The sequence below is a fragment of the Nocardioides hwasunensis genome (assembly GCF_014779665.1).
Lineage (GTDB): Bacteria > Actinomycetota > Actinomycetes > Propionibacteriales > Nocardioidaceae > Nocardioides > Nocardioides hwasunensis.
In genome coordinates this window covers 296,845-309,972 of record NZ_JACXYY010000005.1, presented here as the reverse complement: position 1 = coordinate 309,972, position 13,128 = coordinate 296,845, and the positions used below count along the sequence as shown (strand labels likewise).

Sequence of the window (13,128 nt, the reverse complement as noted above, 5' to 3'; positions counted from 1 at the left end):
GGCTCAGAGGTCCTCGAGCGAGTCGGGCACGACCAGCGCGTCCGGGTCCTGCCGCACCGGGAGCTGCGCGAGAGCTGTCCGCACGAGGGTCACGCGCGCGGCCACCGCCACCTTCCGCCCCATCTTCCCGGGCAGCTTGACGACCCCGTCGTCCCCCATGGTCTCCTCGACCGCGGCGGCGATCTGCTCGTCGGTGAACGTCGGCCGGGTCCCGGCGGGCACCTCCACGTCGGGTAGCGCGATCAGCACCGGCAGCACCTGGCTGCCGACGGCCTCGAGGAGGTGGTAGCGGTCGATCTTGCTCATCGCCTCCCACTTCTCCTCGCCCTTGGCCCGCTTGCCGATCTTGCCGCCGGCGACGATCTTCGCGGCGGCGGTGACGGCGACGGTCAGCTCGTGCTCGGTGAAGCGCATGGGCCCAAGGATGCCCGACGCCCCTGCACGACGGGTCGGACCCATCGGCATCATGGTCACCATGCGCCTGCCCGACCTGACCCCGGCCGAGATGAACGGCGCCCAGCGGGCCCTCCACGACCGGATCACCGATGGCCCCCGGGCCTCCGGCACCCAGCACTTCCCCCTCACCACCGCCGACGGCGCCCTCACCGGCCCCTTCGGCGTGATGGTCCACGCGCCGGCGATCGGGGCCCCGCTGCAGGAGCTCGGCGGCGCCGTGCGCTACGCCACCGGGCTCACCGAGCGGGTCCGCGAGCTCGCGATCCTGGCCGTCGCAACGGCGACCGGGAGCGACTTCGAGGCCTACGCCCACGCGCGCATCGGTCGCGCGGCGGGCCTGACCGACGGCGAGCTCGACGACCTGGCCGCGGGGGCCTTCACGTCCGCGGACCCCGCCGAGCAGGCGGCGTACAACCTCTGTCGCCGCCTCCTCGAGGACCGCTCCCGGCTCACCGACGAGGACTACGCCGGGCTCGTCGCCGAGCTGGGCAGCACCACGCTGACCGAGCTCGTCGTCCTGGTCGGCTACTACCGCACGCTCGCGCAGCTGTTGGACGTGTTCGAGGTCGGCGTGCCCGCGGAGTAGCGCTGTCAGCCGCGCTCGAGCGGACGCAGGTCGAGCCTCTCGCCTCCCGGCCCGAGGGGCAGGAGCACCAGCTCGCCGCGGGTGCCCGGCACCGTCCTGCAGGCGCCGGCGGGCACCTGGCAGGTCATCAGGGCCAGGACGTCGTCAGGTCCGATCTCCTCCCCCTCGCTCGGGCCGTCGACGGTGATCCCGAGCACCGTCCGCCGATCGAGCCAGCGGGTCAGGCTCCACCGGCGAGATCCCGTGTCGGGCACCACGTCCGCACCGGACGCGCCGGCGAGGACGTCGCGCAGGCCGTCGCCCTGCTCGATCCGCCAGGCGCCGTCCGGGCTCCGGAGCCGATCCTCGCCGCTCCCCGGCACCACCTCGTCGACGCCCAGCTCGCGCGCCTCGCCGCTGTCGAGGTCGTAGACGACGTCGCCACCGGTGGTCCTGGCGTAGACCTCGTCGTCGGTGATGGCGAGGATGGCGACCTCGGACTCGTCGAGGTCGCGCACCCGGTCGGCCGGGTCGGTGTCGAAGCCTTCCTCGGTCGTGGTGCTCGCGCCCGAGGTCAGGTCGTAGAGGCGCATCTCCGCCGCGCCGCTGTCGTGGTCGGTGGCCAGGACGGCGAGATGCGTGCCGTCGGGCGTGACCGCCACCCCCTCGTCGTCGACGTCCAGGCCGGTGTCGACCGCGTCGCCCCCGGACGCGTCGACGAAGAACAGGTCGGCGCCGACGAACCGTCCGTGGTCGCCCTCCGGGTCGAGCGGCACGAAGAACGCGCCGTCCCCGCCCAGCAGGAGCGCTCGCATCGGCGCGCCGGTCTCGAACGTCGAGCCGTCACCCAGGTGCACCGTCGAGCCGACGGCCCAGACGAGGCCGCCGGTGTCCACGGGATCGCCGCTGGTGCGCCAAGCGGCATCGTCGTCGACCTCGTCGGCCACCTTCGGCGAGCAGGCCGTCGCTGCACCGAGGAGCAGCACCGACATCGCCACAGCGATCCGTCCCCGTTGCCTCATCGCTGGATGGTGCCACGCGACGGGTCGCGGCACACCTCGTCAGTAGTGCGCGGTCATCACGTGCTTGATGCGCGTGTAGTCGTCGAAGCCGTAGCCGGAGAGGTCCTTGCCGTAGCCGGAGTGCCCGAAGCCGCCGTGCGGCATCTCGGAGACGAAGGGGATGTGGGTGTTGACCCACACGCAGCCGAAGTCGAGCTCGCGGGTCAGCCGGTCGGCGGTCCCGTGGTCGCGCGTCCACACGCTGCCGGCGAGGCCGTAGGGGACGCCGTTGGCCATCCGCACCGCCTCTGCCTCGTCGTCGTACGCCTGCACGGTGAGGACGGGGCCGAAGACCTCCTCCTGCACGATGCGGTCGTCCTGGCGCACGCCGGTGACCACGGTCGGCGCGAAGAAGAAGCCGGCGTCCCCGTGGCGGGAGCCGCCGGTGCGCACGTCGGCGTGAGCGGGGAGGTCGGCGAGGAACGCCTCGACCTTGGCGAGGTGGCCGGCGTTGTTGAGCGGGCCGTAGTCGGCCGCGTCGTCGGACGGCGGGCCGGGACGCGTGCCCTCGGCCTCCTTCACGAGCAGCTCGACCAGCTCGTCGTGGACACTGCGGTGCACGATCACGCGGGTCGCCGCGGTGCAGTCCTGGCCGGCGTTGAAGTACGCCGCGGCGGCGATCATCTCCGCGGCGCGGGGCAGGTCGGCGTCCGGGGTGACGACGACCGGGGCCTTGCCGCCGAGCTCGAGGTGGGCGCGCTTGAGGTTCTTCGCTGCCGAGGTGGCGACCTCGATGCCCGCGCGGACCGATCCGGTGATCGCGACCAGGCCGGGGGTCGGGTGCTCGACGAGGTGGCGCCCGGTGGTGGCGTCGCCGTTGACGACGTTGAGCACGCCGGCAGGGAGCACCTCGCCGGCGATCTCGGCGAGGAGCACGGTCGAGCGGGGGGTGGTGTCGCTGGGCTTGAGCACGATCGTGTTGCCGGCGGCGAGCGCGGGCGCGACCTTCCAGATGGCCATCGCGAAGGGGTAGTTCCACGGCGTCACCTGGCCGACCACGCCGATGGGCTCGCGGCGGATGGAGGACGTGTGACCTTCGAGGTACTCCCCCGCCGACTTGCCCTCGAGCAGCCGGGCGGCGCCGGCGAAGAAGCGCAGCTGGTCGACGCCCTGGTCGACCTCCTCGCTGGCGACGTAGCGGATCGGCTGGCCGGTGTCGCGCGCCTGGACCTCGGCGATCTCGTCGCGGCGCTCGGCGATCGCGGTCGCCAGGTCGAGCAGGTGGCCCTGGCGACGACCGGGGGTGAGCCGCTTCCACGTCTCGGACGCAGCTGCCGCGGCGGCGTAGGCCCGGTCGACCTCCTCGGCCGTCGAGACCGGCGAGCGGCCGTCGACCTGGCCCGTGGTGGGGTCGACGAGGTCGATGAACTCCGTCGTCGCGGAGTCGACGAGCGCGCCGTCGACGAAGTTCTGGATCGGGTCGGACATGAGGACTCCTGGGACTGGACGGGTCAGGCGACGTAGATCTTGCGGAGGGTCTCGTGGACGACCCAGGTGGTCTGCTCACCGGCACGGAGGCGTACGACGGTGCCCGGGGCGAGCTCGACCCGCTCGCCGTCCCCGAAGGTCACGGTGGCCGAGCCGGAGAGGACGACGAACACCTCGTCGACCTCCACGTCGGTGGCCGTGCCCGGGCTCATCTCCCACACGCCGATCTCGACGCCGGCGACCGCGGCGAGCGCCCGGGAGCCGGCAGCAGGGGAGCCGTCGACGACGGTGGCGGGGTCAAGGGGGGTCGTCGGCACGGCGGCCTCGACGTCGAGCACACGGAACATCTGACCATCGTCCCCACCCGCGGCCGGGAACGCCGCCCGCCGATCTGTCGTCATCCGGAGCCCCGGCCGGACAGTTCGTCCGGTGAGTCGAGCGACATCGAGTCGGCCACGAGGGCGACGTGCAGCGACACGCGCACATCGGGGTCGTCGAGGTCCGCGCAGAGCAGCGCCTCGATGCGGCCGAGCCGGTCGTAGAACGCGGCCCGCGACAGGTGCAGGCTGGCCGCCGCCTCGGTCTTGCTCGCCGGGTGGAGCAGCAGCGCGCGCAGGGCGGCGAGCAGCTCGGTGCGTGACCCGTCGGCGCGGTCGTGCTGCTTGAGCGGGGCGAGCTCGCGCTCCACGAAGAGCCGCACCCGGTCGTCCTCGCCGAGCAGCGCGAGCAGACCGCGCAGGTGGAGGTCGGCGAGCCGGTGCACGTCGGGGTCCTGGTCGCGGCGCGCCTGCGGGGCCGCGTCGGCGACCTGCCCCGCCTCCCGGACCGAGCGGGCGATGCCGGAGCGCTCCGCGACCGCGCGCCCCGCCGCCAGCACGACGTCGTGGTGCGCGAGCACCCGCGCGGCCAGGCGGTCGACCAGGTCGTCGGCATCGGCCGAGGCCGCGGCCGACACCACGACCCGCAGGTCGCGCTCGACCTGGCAGACCAGGGCGGGGAGCCGCAGCCCGTGCGCGGCCCGCACCGCGGTCGCCGCGACCTCGTCGAGGTCGGCGGGCGCGGACGGGCCGATCCGGGGGCGGACGACGAGCCCGACGAAGGTGCGCCGGCGGACCGGGAAGCCGGCCAGCTCGCAGCGACGCAGCACCTCGTCCGCGTCCGGGGCCTCACTCAGGCCCGTGAGCAGCTCGAGGTGCGTACGCCGCATGAGGGTGCCGCGGTCGCGGTCGTGCAGCCGGTGGAGGGCCAGGGCCGCGGCAGCGCGCTCGGCGACCGCCACCAGGCGCTGCGACGGCGCCTGCGGCGAGCCGATGACCAGCCGGCCCCAGGCCTCGTCGGCCGTGCCGAGGCGGGTCACCAGCCAGCCATTGGCCGCGTCCCACCCGGTGCGGCCGGAGACGTCCACCCGGCGCGAGCGCGCGGGCCAGCCGTCGATGAAGCCGCCCTCGTCACCGGGGGCCGGGAAGTAGTCGAGCGGTCGGTGCTGGGCGTTCTCGACCACGACGGGACCCTCAGCCAGCCGCTGCACGGCCTGGAGGATCTCCACCGGGCCGGCCTGGCTGAAGCTGAGCTCGGTGAAGGTCTCGTGCACCCGCTGGGCCTCGCGCAGCTCGGCGAGCTGGTGGTCGACGACGCGCTCGCCGATCTCCTGGGCGAGCGTGGCGAAGCGGGTCTCCTGACCGAGCACGACCAGCGGCAGGCCGTGCCGCTCGCAGGCGTCGACGAGGGCCTGCGGCAGGTCTCGCTCCCAGCGGCGGCCCAGCTCGATCACCACGCCCGCGCCGCCGACGTCGACCAGCTCGTCGACGAAGGCCGACAGGCCGGCCTCGTCGTCGTCGGCCGGGAGGCCGGTGCCCATGGTGAGCACCAGGTCGCCCGCGCGCAGCAGCTCGCGCACGTCGGGGCGCTCGGTGGCGTGCACCCAGCGGATCGGCCGGTCGGTGCCGGCGGCGCCGGCGACCACGCGCGGGCTCGCCCGCCGGAGGCTGGGCAGCGCCAGCGCCTCCTGGAGCGTCACCCCCGGCATCGTCTCGGCCACGCACCGATCGTACGCGGGAACGAGGTGACGAACTGTTCTGACCGGACGACCAAACCCTACGATCCGACACCCGCGCCGGCTCCGGCTGACGAGGACGATGGCGGCATGACTGACACCTCCTCGAGGGTCGCGGCCGACGCGACCGAGATCGTGCACTGGGTCGACGGTGCCGAGCTGACCGGCTCCCCCACCGGCTGGGCCGACGTGACCAACCCCGCGACCGGCCAGGTCACCGGGCGGGTGGCCCTGGCCAGCGAGGCCGACGCCGCGCACGTGATCGCCTCCGCCTCCCGCGCGGCCCGCTCGTGGGCCACCATGTCGCTGGCACGGCGCACGCAGGTGCTCTTCGGCTTCCGCGAGCTGCTCAACGCCCGCAAGGACGAGCTCGCCGCGATCATCACCGCCGAGCACGGCAAGGTGCACTCCGACGCGATGGGCGAGATCTCGCGCGGCCTCGAGGTCGTCGAGTTCGCCTGCGGCATCTCCCACCTGCTCAAGGGCGGGCACAGCGAGGAGGCCTCGACGGGCGTCGACGTGCACTCCAAGCGGGTGCCGCTCGGGGTCGTGGGGATCATCAGCCCCTTCAACTTCCCGGCCATGGTGCCGATGTGGTTCTTCCCGATCGCCATCGCCGCCGGCAACGCGGTGGTGCTCAAGCCCAGCGAGAAGGACCCCAGCGCCGCCAACTGGATCGCCGCGCTCTGGCGCGAGGCGGGCCTGCCGGACGGCGTCTTCAACGTCCTGCACGGCGACAAGACCGCGGTCGACGCGCTGCTGACCAGCCCCGACGTGGCGGCCATCAGCTTCGTCGGCTCGACCCCGATCGCGGAGTACGTCTACGAGACCGCGAGCAGGCACGGCAAGCGGGTGCAGGCGCTGGGTGGGGCGAAGAACCACATGGTCGTGCTGCCCGACGCCGACCTCGACCTGGCCGCCGACTCGGCGGTCAACGCCGGGTACGGCAGCGCCGGTGAGCGCTGCATGGCGATCAGCGTGCTGGTCGCGGTCGACCCGATCGGCGACGAGCTCGTCGCCCGGATCGCCGACCGCACCCGCACCCTCCTGATCGGCGACGGCACGAAGGGCGGCGACGAGCGCGAGGCCGACATGGGCCCGCTCGTCACGAAGGCCCACCGCGACAAGGTCAGCTCCTTCATCGACTCCGGCGAGGCGGCCGGCGCCAAGGTCGTCGTCGACGGCCGCGACGTCTCCGCGCGCGGCGGCGAGCAGGGCTTCTGGCTCGGCCCGACGCTCTTCGACGACGTCACCACCGACATGGACGTCTACACCGAGGAGATCTTCGGCCCCGTCCTGTCCGTGGTGCGCGTCAAGACCTACGAGGAGGCCGTCGCGCTCATCAACGCCAACGAGTACGGCAACGGCACCGCGGTCTTCACCAACGACGGCGGCGCCGCACGTCGCTTCGAGGCCGACGTGACCGTCGGCATGATCGGCGTCAACGTCCCCGTCCCGGTGCCGGTCGCCTACTACTCCTTCGGCGGCTGGAAGCGCTCGCTCTTCGGCGACACCCACGCCCACGGCACCGAGGGCGTGCACTTCTTCACCCGCGGCAAGGTCGTCACCACCCGGTGGATCGACCCGGCCAACCGCCCCGAGGGCGGCCTCGAGCTGGGGTTCCCGCGCAATGACTGAGACCACCGTGATGAACGGCATCGCCAGCGACCTCGCCACGACCCACGACGCCGAGCGGGCCTACGAGCTCGACCGCGCGCACGTCTTCCACTCCTGGTCGGCCCAGGCCGAGATCTCGCCGATGGTCATCACCCGCGCCGAGGGCTCCCACGTCTGGGACGGTGCCGGCAGTCGCTACCTCGACTTCACCTCCCAGCTGGTCTTCACCAACCTCGGCCACCAGCACCCGCGCATCGTCGCCGCGATCCAGGAGCAGGCCGGCCACCTCGCCACGGTCGCGCCGGCCGTCGCCAACGGCACCCGCTCGGAGGCCGCCCGGCTCATCTCCTCCCACACCCCGGGCGACCTCGGCCACGTCTTCTTCACCAACGGAGGCGCCGACGCCAACGAGCACGCCGTACGCATGGCACGGCTGCACACGGGCCGCCACAAGGTGCTCACCACCTACCGCAGCTATCACGGCGGCACGCACCTCGCGGTGAACATGACCGGCGACCCGCGGCGCTGGGCCTCCGACCACGCCTCCACCGGCACCGTGCACTTCTTCGGACCCTTCCTCTACCGCAGCGCCTTCCACGCCACCACCGAGGCCGAGGAGTGCCAGCGCGCACTCGAGCACCTCGAGCAGGTCGTCGCCCTCGAAGGAGCCTCGACCGTCGCCGCGATCGTCCTCGAGGCCATCCCCGGCACCGCCGGCATCATGATCCCGCCACCGGGATACCTCGCCGGCGTGCGCGAGATCTGCGACCGCCACGGCATCGTCCTGATCGCCGACGAGGTCATGTCCGGCTTCGGCCGGTCCGGTCGCTGGTTCGCCGTCGAGCACGGAGGCGTGACTCCTGACCTGCTCACCTTCGCCAAGGGCGTCAACAGCGGCTACGTCCCGCTCGGCGGCGTCGCCATCAGCGACGCCATCCACGAGACCTTCGCGCACCGGTCCTACCCCGGCGGCCTCACCTACTCCGGCCACCCGCTGGCCTGCGCCGCCGCCGTCGCGACCATCCGCACGATGGAGGACGAGGACGTCGTCGGCCGTGCCGCCCGCCTCGGCGAGGACGTGATCGGCCCCGGGCTGCGGGAGCTCGCGGAGAAGCACGAGCGCATCGGCGAGATCCGCGGCACCGGCGTCTTCTGGGCCGTCGAGCTCGTCAGCGATCGCGAGACCCGTGAGCCGCTCGCCCCCTACGGCGGGTCCAGCCCGGAGATGACCGCGATCGTCAAGGGATGCCAGGAGCGCGGCATGCTGCCCTTCGTGAACTTCAACCGGATCCACGTCGTGCCACCGCTCACCACGAGCGAGGACGAGGTCCGCGAGGGACTCGCCATCCTCGACGAGGCCCTGTCGGCCACGGCCTGAGCCGTGCCCTCCCACAGCACCGCCTACGAGCGCCACGCTCCCGACCCGCGGGTCGTGGAGCGGGCGCTCGCCGACAGCCGGCAGGCCGTCTTCTGGCTCGACGACGCCGACGCGCGGACGACGTACGACGTCCTCAGCGCCTCGACCACCGCCGACCTCACCGTCGTGGGCGGGGGCTACCTCGGGCTCTGGACCGCCGTCCACGCCCAGCGGCGCGACCCCGGCCGCCGGGTGGTGCTGCTCGAGGCGCACACCGTCGGCTGGGCGGCGTCCGGGCGCAACGGCGGCTTCTGCGAGGCCTCGATCACCCACGGCGAGGACAACGGGCGCTCGCGCTGGCCCGACGAGTACGACGTCCTCGACCGCCTCGGCGCTGCGAACCTCGACGGCTTCGAGGCCGACGTGCGCGACCTCGGGCTGGCGTGCGACTGGGAGCGCACCGGGATGATCTCCGTCGCGGTCGAGCAGCACCAGCTCGACTGGCTGCGCGGGGAGGAGCACGCGCTCGACGCCGCCCAGGTGCGCGCCGAGATCGACAGCCCGCTGTTCCTCGGCGGAGCGCTCGAGCCCGACAGCGTCGCCCTGGTGCATCCGGCCCGCCTGGTGCTGGAGCTCGCCCGCGTGGCCGCCGACCTGGGCGTGGAGATCCACGAGCACTCGGCGGCGACCGCGCTGCGACGTGCGTCGTCGGGCTCCGGAAGCTCCCGGATGGAGGTGCACACCGACCGGGCCGTGGTCACCTCCGAGCACGTCGTGCTCGCGACCAACGTGTTCTCGTCGCTGCTGCGCCGCAACCGGCTGATGACGGTGCCGGTCTACGACTACGTCCTGATGACCGAGCCGCTGAGCGACGAGCAGCTCGCGTCGATCGGGTGGGCGGGCCGGCAAGGACTCGGCGACCTCGCCAACCAGTTCCACTACTCGCGCCTGAGCCGGGACAACCGGATCCTGTGGGGCGGCTACGACGCGATCTACCCCGCGGGCGGGCGGGTGGCCGCGCGCCACGAGGACCGGCCCGAGAGCCACGCCCGGCTGGCCGCGCACTTCCTGGCGACCTTCCCGCAGCTCGAGGACGTGCGGTTCACCCACCGGTGGGCGGGAGCGATCGACACCTGCACGCAGTTCACCGCGTTCTACGGCCTGACCCACGGCGACCGGGTGGCGCACGCGGCGGGCTTCACCGGGCTCGGCGTCGGGGCGACGCGGTTCGCCGCCGACGTGCTGCTCGACCTGCTGGCCGGCACGCCGACCGAGCGCACCGGGCTCCAGATGGTGCGCCGGCGACCGGTGCCCTTCCCGCCGGAGCCGCTGGCGTCGGTCGGCATCAACCTGACGCGCTGGTCCCTCGACCGGGCCGACCATCGCGGTGGTCGCCGCAACGCCTTCCTGCGCACGCTCGACCGGGCCGGGCTGGGCTTCGACTCCTGACCCACTCCTGACCGACTCGGGCGGCTCGGTCAGGCGGCGGAGGTCCGCCCGAGCAGGCCGGCCCGCATCTCGGCCAGCGCCCGGGTCAGCACCCGCGAGACCTGGGCCTGGGTGAGCCCGACCTCCGCGGCGATCTGCCGCTGGGTCAGCTCGTCGCGGAAGCGGAGGCCCACGATCTCGCGGTCGCGCTGGGAGAGCCGGCCCACGACGGGGGCGAGCACGGCTCGTGCCTCTGCCTGCACGAGCCCACGGTCGTCACCCGCGAGCAGCTCACCGAGCGTGGTGTCGCCCTCCCCGACGGGGGTGTCCAGCGACGAGGGGGTGAAGCAGCCGTCGGCCGCCAACGCCTCCTCGATGTCGGCCAGCTCGGCACCGAGGTGCTCGGCCAGCTCGCTGGGTCGGGGAGAGCGACCCAGCCGCGCGGCGAGGTCGTCCCGGGCGTGCGTGATGCGCGCCTGGTTCTCCTGCACGCGGCGTGGGGGGCGGACCATCCAGCCGTGGTCGCGGAAGTAGCGGCGCAGCTCACCACGGACAGTGGGGGCGGCGTACGACATGAACTCGTGCCCGGCCTCGGGGTCGAAGCGGTGCGCTGCCTTGGTGAGCCCGAGGAGCGCGACCTGCTCGAGGTCGTCGAGGTCGATCCCCCGCCCGCGGTAGCGGGCCGCCATCGAGCGGGCGACCCGGACGTGGTCCTCGATGAGCTGGTCGGTCGTGCGCGCCTCGGTGCGGACCACACGGTCCGGGACGAGCCTCACGGGCACCATGGACGTGCTCCTCCTTCCCATTTCGCCGAGGTCCTGGCCGGGGGTCGTCAGCACCCCCGAAGATCAACGTGTCATATACGCAAGATCCACAAAAGCCGTAAAGCGAAGTGCCAGCCTCAGCGAGTCGCGCGCGCGAGGGTGTCCTTCGGGTACTCGTCGAACAGGCGGCGATAGTCCGCCGCGAAGCGTCCGGGGTTGAAGAAGCCGAAGCGCGCCGCGACGTCGCCGACCGAGCTCGAGGAGCCGTCGCGAAGGCTCTGCCGGGCCAGGTCCAGGCGGACCCTGCGCAGGTAGGACGCCGGTGTGCAGCCGAGGTGTCGGCGGAACGCGTACTGCAGCGTCCGGGGCGTCACGCGGCACGCGAGGGCCAGGTCGGCGAGGCTGAGGTCCTCGTGGGCACGCTCCTCGATCACGCGCACCGCGCGCCTGATCGTGGACGGCGTGGCGTCGCGCGCGTCGCGACCCGACTGCAGCGGGTCTCCGGCGCCCACCACGTCGTTGGGGAAGGTGTCCAGCAGCGTGTGGCCGAGCAGCCGTGCGGCCTCGCCTCGCCCGAGGGGCGACTCCTCGCCCGGGAAGAAGGTGGCGAGCTCGTCGACCGTCGCACGCCACCGGGCGCCCGCGACAGCCGAACGAGGGACGTACGAGCTGAAGCTGACCCGCTGCCGCGGGTGGTCCGGCACGAGGTCCTGCACCGCGGCACCCACGGCGTCGACGTCGAAGGTGGTGGTCCGCAGGGCGCAGCTGTCGACGCGGCCGCGGAACGGCATGTCGAGACCTGCGACCAGCACGGTGTCGCCGTCGCGGCCACGGTCCGTCACGTGGTCGCGGGTGTACTCCAGGTCGCCGGAGAGGACGTCGACCACCACCAGGCCGCGCATCGGGTCGGAGCCGAACTCGAACCGCGCGCCGATCGTGAGGTGGTCGAACGCGATGGCGGCGTGGTCGGTGCGGCGGTGCCGCACGGTGCCCGTGCGGCCGCGGAGGCGCAGCGTGGTGCCGTACGCGGACTCGAGCCAGTGGTGCGCCCGTTCCCCGTCACCCTCGAAGTCGAAGGCGTGGGGCAGGGACCGGCGGGCGGAGTCGGGCATCGAGGGCCTCACGAAGATCGTGACGAAGACCGCGGGCTCGAGTCCCCCACGACCCTAGCCCGACCACCCACGAGACCATGGCCGAATCGCCGCGGAGACCCCCTGTAAGGTGCTCGTGCTGATCGAACGCTCCGCCCTGTGTCCGCGGTCCCGACGTCATTGAAAGGTGATGACGCATGCCCGTGACACCCCCTCACCCCGGCGAGCCCGCGCAGCCCGCCGACGCTCTCCACGACGAGATCGCCCACCTCCACCACACGGGCCGGTCGCACCGTGCCGTCGGCATGGCCGTCGGACTGGCATCCGTCCGCTTCGCGTGCACCACGGCGCAGGCGCGTCGCCTGCTGGTCCGGGTCTCCCATCGCACGGGCACGGACGTGCAGACCGTGGCGCAGGTGCTCGTGAGCACGCACGACGGCACGGCCACGGCCGAGGACCGGCGGCTCCTCACGATCCTCCTGGACCACCTACCGCCCGCGGGCTGGCCAGCCGGGCCGTGGCCGCGAGATGATCTGGAGCGATGACCATCGACGCCACCGCCCTTGCCGACAGCCTTCGCACGCTCGTCCAGTCCCCCGCCGACGACGGCACCCTCTCCTCCTCGCTCAAGCTCGTCGTGGAGGCGTGCGTCGACCTCTTCGACGTCGACGGTGCGGGCATCCTGATCGCCGACGAGCAGGACGTGCTCTCCTACGCCGCCGCCAGCGCCGGCCCGGGCCGGCTGCTGGAGCGCATGGAGTCCGAGGCCGGTGAGGGGCCCTGCACGGAGTCGTTCTGGCAGGCGAAGGTCATCACCAGTCGCGACGTCACCACCGAGACCGTCCGCTGGCCGCGGCTGGCCGAGGCAATGGTGGGTCAGCCGGTCCGCGCGGTGCTCGGCACCCCCATCCAGCTCGGCGGCGTCACCGTCGGCACCCTCGACGTCTACCGCGAGCGGGTCCACGACTGGGACGACAGCGAGGTGACGGCGCTGGCCCGCTACTCCGAGGTCATCGCCACCACGCTCGCCGCCGCGCTCGAGGCCCACACGGCCGGCGAGCTGGCCAAGCAGCTGCAGTACGCCCTCGACTACCGGGTCGTGATCGAGCGCGCCGTCGGCTACCTGATGGCATCGATGGGCGCCGACGCCGTCACCGCGTTCCAGGCTCTCCGATCGACCGCGCGCAACCGGCGCACCAAGATCGGCACGATCGCCGAGCACCTCCTCGACACCGGTTCTCTTCCCGCCTGAGCGGCCCCGGGGCCCCCGGCGCAACCACGCCACTCACCCCTCGGGGGGAGCTGGCG

At 73.1% G+C, this 13,128-nt stretch carries 13 protein-coding genes; 6 read left to right on the top strand and 7 right to left on the bottom strand.

From position 1 onward, the window contains the following. Positions 1 to 3 precede the first annotated feature (3 nt). Entirely contained in the window at positions 4 to 414 is a 411-nt protein-coding gene (locus tag IEZ25_RS13910; RefSeq protein ID WP_191200030.1) for a hypothetical protein, read from the bottom strand. A 10-nt stretch (positions 415 to 424) separates the two neighbouring features. Here IEZ25_RS13910 and IEZ25_RS13905 point away from each other — a divergent pair, with 10 nt between their 5' ends. Continuing rightward, complete coding sequence (locus IEZ25_RS13905; RefSeq protein WP_224748978.1) at positions 425 to 1,042, top strand: carboxymuconolactone decarboxylase family protein; 618 nt, start codon at positions 425 to 427, stop codon at positions 1,040 to 1,042. 5 nt (positions 1,043 to 1,047) lie between these two features. On the opposite strand, the gene IEZ25_RS13900 is transcribed toward IEZ25_RS13905, so the two are convergent. From IEZ25_RS13900 to IEZ25_RS13885, 4 genes are read right to left on the bottom strand one after another with little or no spacing between them, the layout of a single operon-like run. Continuing rightward, positions 1,048 to 2,043, bottom strand: a complete 996-nt coding sequence (locus IEZ25_RS13900) for a hypothetical protein (RefSeq protein WP_191200029.1) — start codon at positions 2,041 to 2,043, stop codon at positions 1,048 to 1,050. A gap of 39 nt (positions 2,044 to 2,082) precedes the next feature. Then, the gene (locus IEZ25_RS13895; RefSeq protein WP_191200028.1) at positions 2,083 to 3,510 is read right to left on the bottom strand and encodes a gamma-aminobutyraldehyde dehydrogenase; all 1,428 of its coding nucleotides are present in this window, start codon (positions 3,508 to 3,510) and stop codon (positions 2,083 to 2,085) included. Between the two features lie 23 nt (positions 3,511 to 3,533). Continuing rightward, positions 3,534 to 3,857: a cupin domain-containing protein gene (locus IEZ25_RS13890; protein ID WP_191200027.1), complete on the bottom strand. Its 324-nt coding sequence runs from the start codon at positions 3,855 to 3,857 to the stop codon at positions 3,534 to 3,536. Positions 3,858 to 3,907: 50 nt separating this feature from the next. Continuing rightward, the gene (locus IEZ25_RS13885) at positions 3,908 to 5,548 is read right to left on the bottom strand and encodes a PucR family transcriptional regulator (RefSeq protein WP_318152230.1); all 1,641 of its coding nucleotides are present in this window, start codon (positions 5,546 to 5,548) and stop codon (positions 3,908 to 3,910) included. 105 nt (positions 5,549 to 5,653) lie between these two features. Here IEZ25_RS13885 and IEZ25_RS13880 point away from each other — a divergent pair, with 105 nt between their 5' ends. Genes IEZ25_RS13880 through IEZ25_RS13870 form a run of 3 tightly spaced genes read left to right on the top strand, consistent with a single transcriptional unit; the run spans position 5,654 to position 9,986 of the window. Then, positions 5,654 to 7,201, top strand: coding sequence for a CoA-acylating methylmalonate-semialdehyde dehydrogenase (locus IEZ25_RS13880; protein WP_191200026.1), 1,548 nt, complete (start codon positions 5,654 to 5,656; stop codon positions 7,199 to 7,201). Beyond that, positions 7,194 to 8,558 carry an aspartate aminotransferase family protein gene (locus IEZ25_RS13875; protein ID WP_191200025.1) on the top strand — a complete coding sequence of 455 codons (1,365 nt, stop codon included), beginning with the start codon at positions 7,194 to 7,196 and terminating at the stop codon, positions 8,556 to 8,558. The genes IEZ25_RS13880 and IEZ25_RS13875 overlap by 8 nt, the downstream gene beginning before the upstream one ends. A 3-nt stretch (positions 8,559 to 8,561) precedes the next feature. Then, positions 8,562 to 9,986, top strand: coding sequence for an NAD(P)/FAD-dependent oxidoreductase (locus IEZ25_RS13870; protein ID WP_191200024.1), 1,425 nt, complete (start codon positions 8,562 to 8,564; stop codon positions 9,984 to 9,986). Positions 9,987 to 10,015: 29 nt separating this feature from the next. On the opposite strand, the gene IEZ25_RS13865 is transcribed toward IEZ25_RS13870, so the two are convergent. Both IEZ25_RS13865 and IEZ25_RS13860 read right to left on the bottom strand, forming a co-directional pair. Continuing rightward, positions 10,016 to 10,750, bottom strand: a complete 735-nt coding sequence (locus IEZ25_RS13865) for a sigma-70 family RNA polymerase sigma factor (RefSeq protein ID WP_191200023.1) — start codon at positions 10,748 to 10,750, stop codon at positions 10,016 to 10,018. Between the two features lie 116 nt (positions 10,751 to 10,866). Further along, positions 10,867 to 11,841: a helix-turn-helix transcriptional regulator gene (locus tag IEZ25_RS13860; protein ID WP_191200022.1), complete on the bottom strand. Its 975-nt coding sequence runs from the start codon at positions 11,839 to 11,841 to the stop codon at positions 10,867 to 10,869. 176 nt (positions 11,842 to 12,017) lie between these two features. Here IEZ25_RS13860 and IEZ25_RS13855 point away from each other — a divergent pair, with 176 nt between their 5' ends. Beyond that, positions 12,018 to 12,365 (top strand): ANTAR domain-containing protein, encoded by a 348-nt coding sequence (locus tag IEZ25_RS13855; protein ID WP_191200021.1) that lies wholly within the window; start codon positions 12,018 to 12,020, stop codon positions 12,363 to 12,365. Further along, positions 12,362 to 13,072: a GAF and ANTAR domain-containing protein gene (locus tag IEZ25_RS13850; RefSeq protein WP_191200020.1), complete on the top strand. Its 711-nt coding sequence runs from the start codon at positions 12,362 to 12,364 to the stop codon at positions 13,070 to 13,072. Before IEZ25_RS13855 ends, IEZ25_RS13850 begins: the two co-directional genes overlap by 4 nt. Positions 13,073 to 13,128: the final 56 nt, after the last annotated feature.

What these genes read in the sequence shown, in the direction of transcription:
- IEZ25_RS13875 (WP_191200025.1), top strand. Translation starts at nt 7,194, where the DNA reads ATGACTGAGACCACCGTGATGAACGGCATCGCCAGCGACCTCGCCACG.
- IEZ25_RS13850 (WP_191200020.1), top strand. Translation starts at nt 12,362, where the DNA reads ATGACCATCGACGCCACCGCCCTTGCCGACAGCCTTCGCACGCTCGTC.
- IEZ25_RS13910 (WP_191200030.1), bottom strand. Translation starts at nt 414, where the DNA reads ATGCGCTTCACCGAGCACGAGCTGACCGTCGCCGTCACCGCCGCCGCG.
- IEZ25_RS13880 (WP_191200026.1), top strand. Translation starts at nt 5,654, where the DNA reads ATGACTGACACCTCCTCGAGGGTCGCGGCCGACGCGACCGAGATCGTG.
- IEZ25_RS13860 (WP_191200022.1), bottom strand. Translation starts at nt 11,841, where the DNA reads ATGCCCGACTCCGCCCGCCGGTCCCTGCCCCACGCCTTCGACTTCGAG.
- IEZ25_RS13855 (WP_191200021.1), top strand. Translation starts at nt 12,018, where the DNA reads ATGCCCGTGACACCCCCTCACCCCGGCGAGCCCGCGCAGCCCGCCGAC.
- IEZ25_RS13900 (WP_191200029.1), bottom strand. Translation starts at nt 2,043, where the DNA reads ATGAGGCAACGGGGACGGATCGCTGTGGCGATGTCGGTGCTGCTCCTC.
- IEZ25_RS13890 (WP_191200027.1), bottom strand. Translation starts at nt 3,857, where the DNA reads ATGTTCCGTGTGCTCGACGTCGAGGCCGCCGTGCCGACGACCCCCCTT.
- IEZ25_RS13895 (WP_191200028.1), bottom strand. Translation starts at nt 3,510, where the DNA reads ATGTCCGACCCGATCCAGAACTTCGTCGACGGCGCGCTCGTCGACTCC.
- IEZ25_RS13865 (WP_191200023.1), bottom strand. Translation starts at nt 10,750, where the DNA reads ATGGTGCCCGTGAGGCTCGTCCCGGACCGTGTGGTCCGCACCGAGGCG.
- IEZ25_RS13905 (WP_224748978.1), top strand. Translation starts at nt 425, where the DNA reads ATGCCCGACGCCCCTGCACGACGGGTCGGACCCATCGGCATCATGGTC.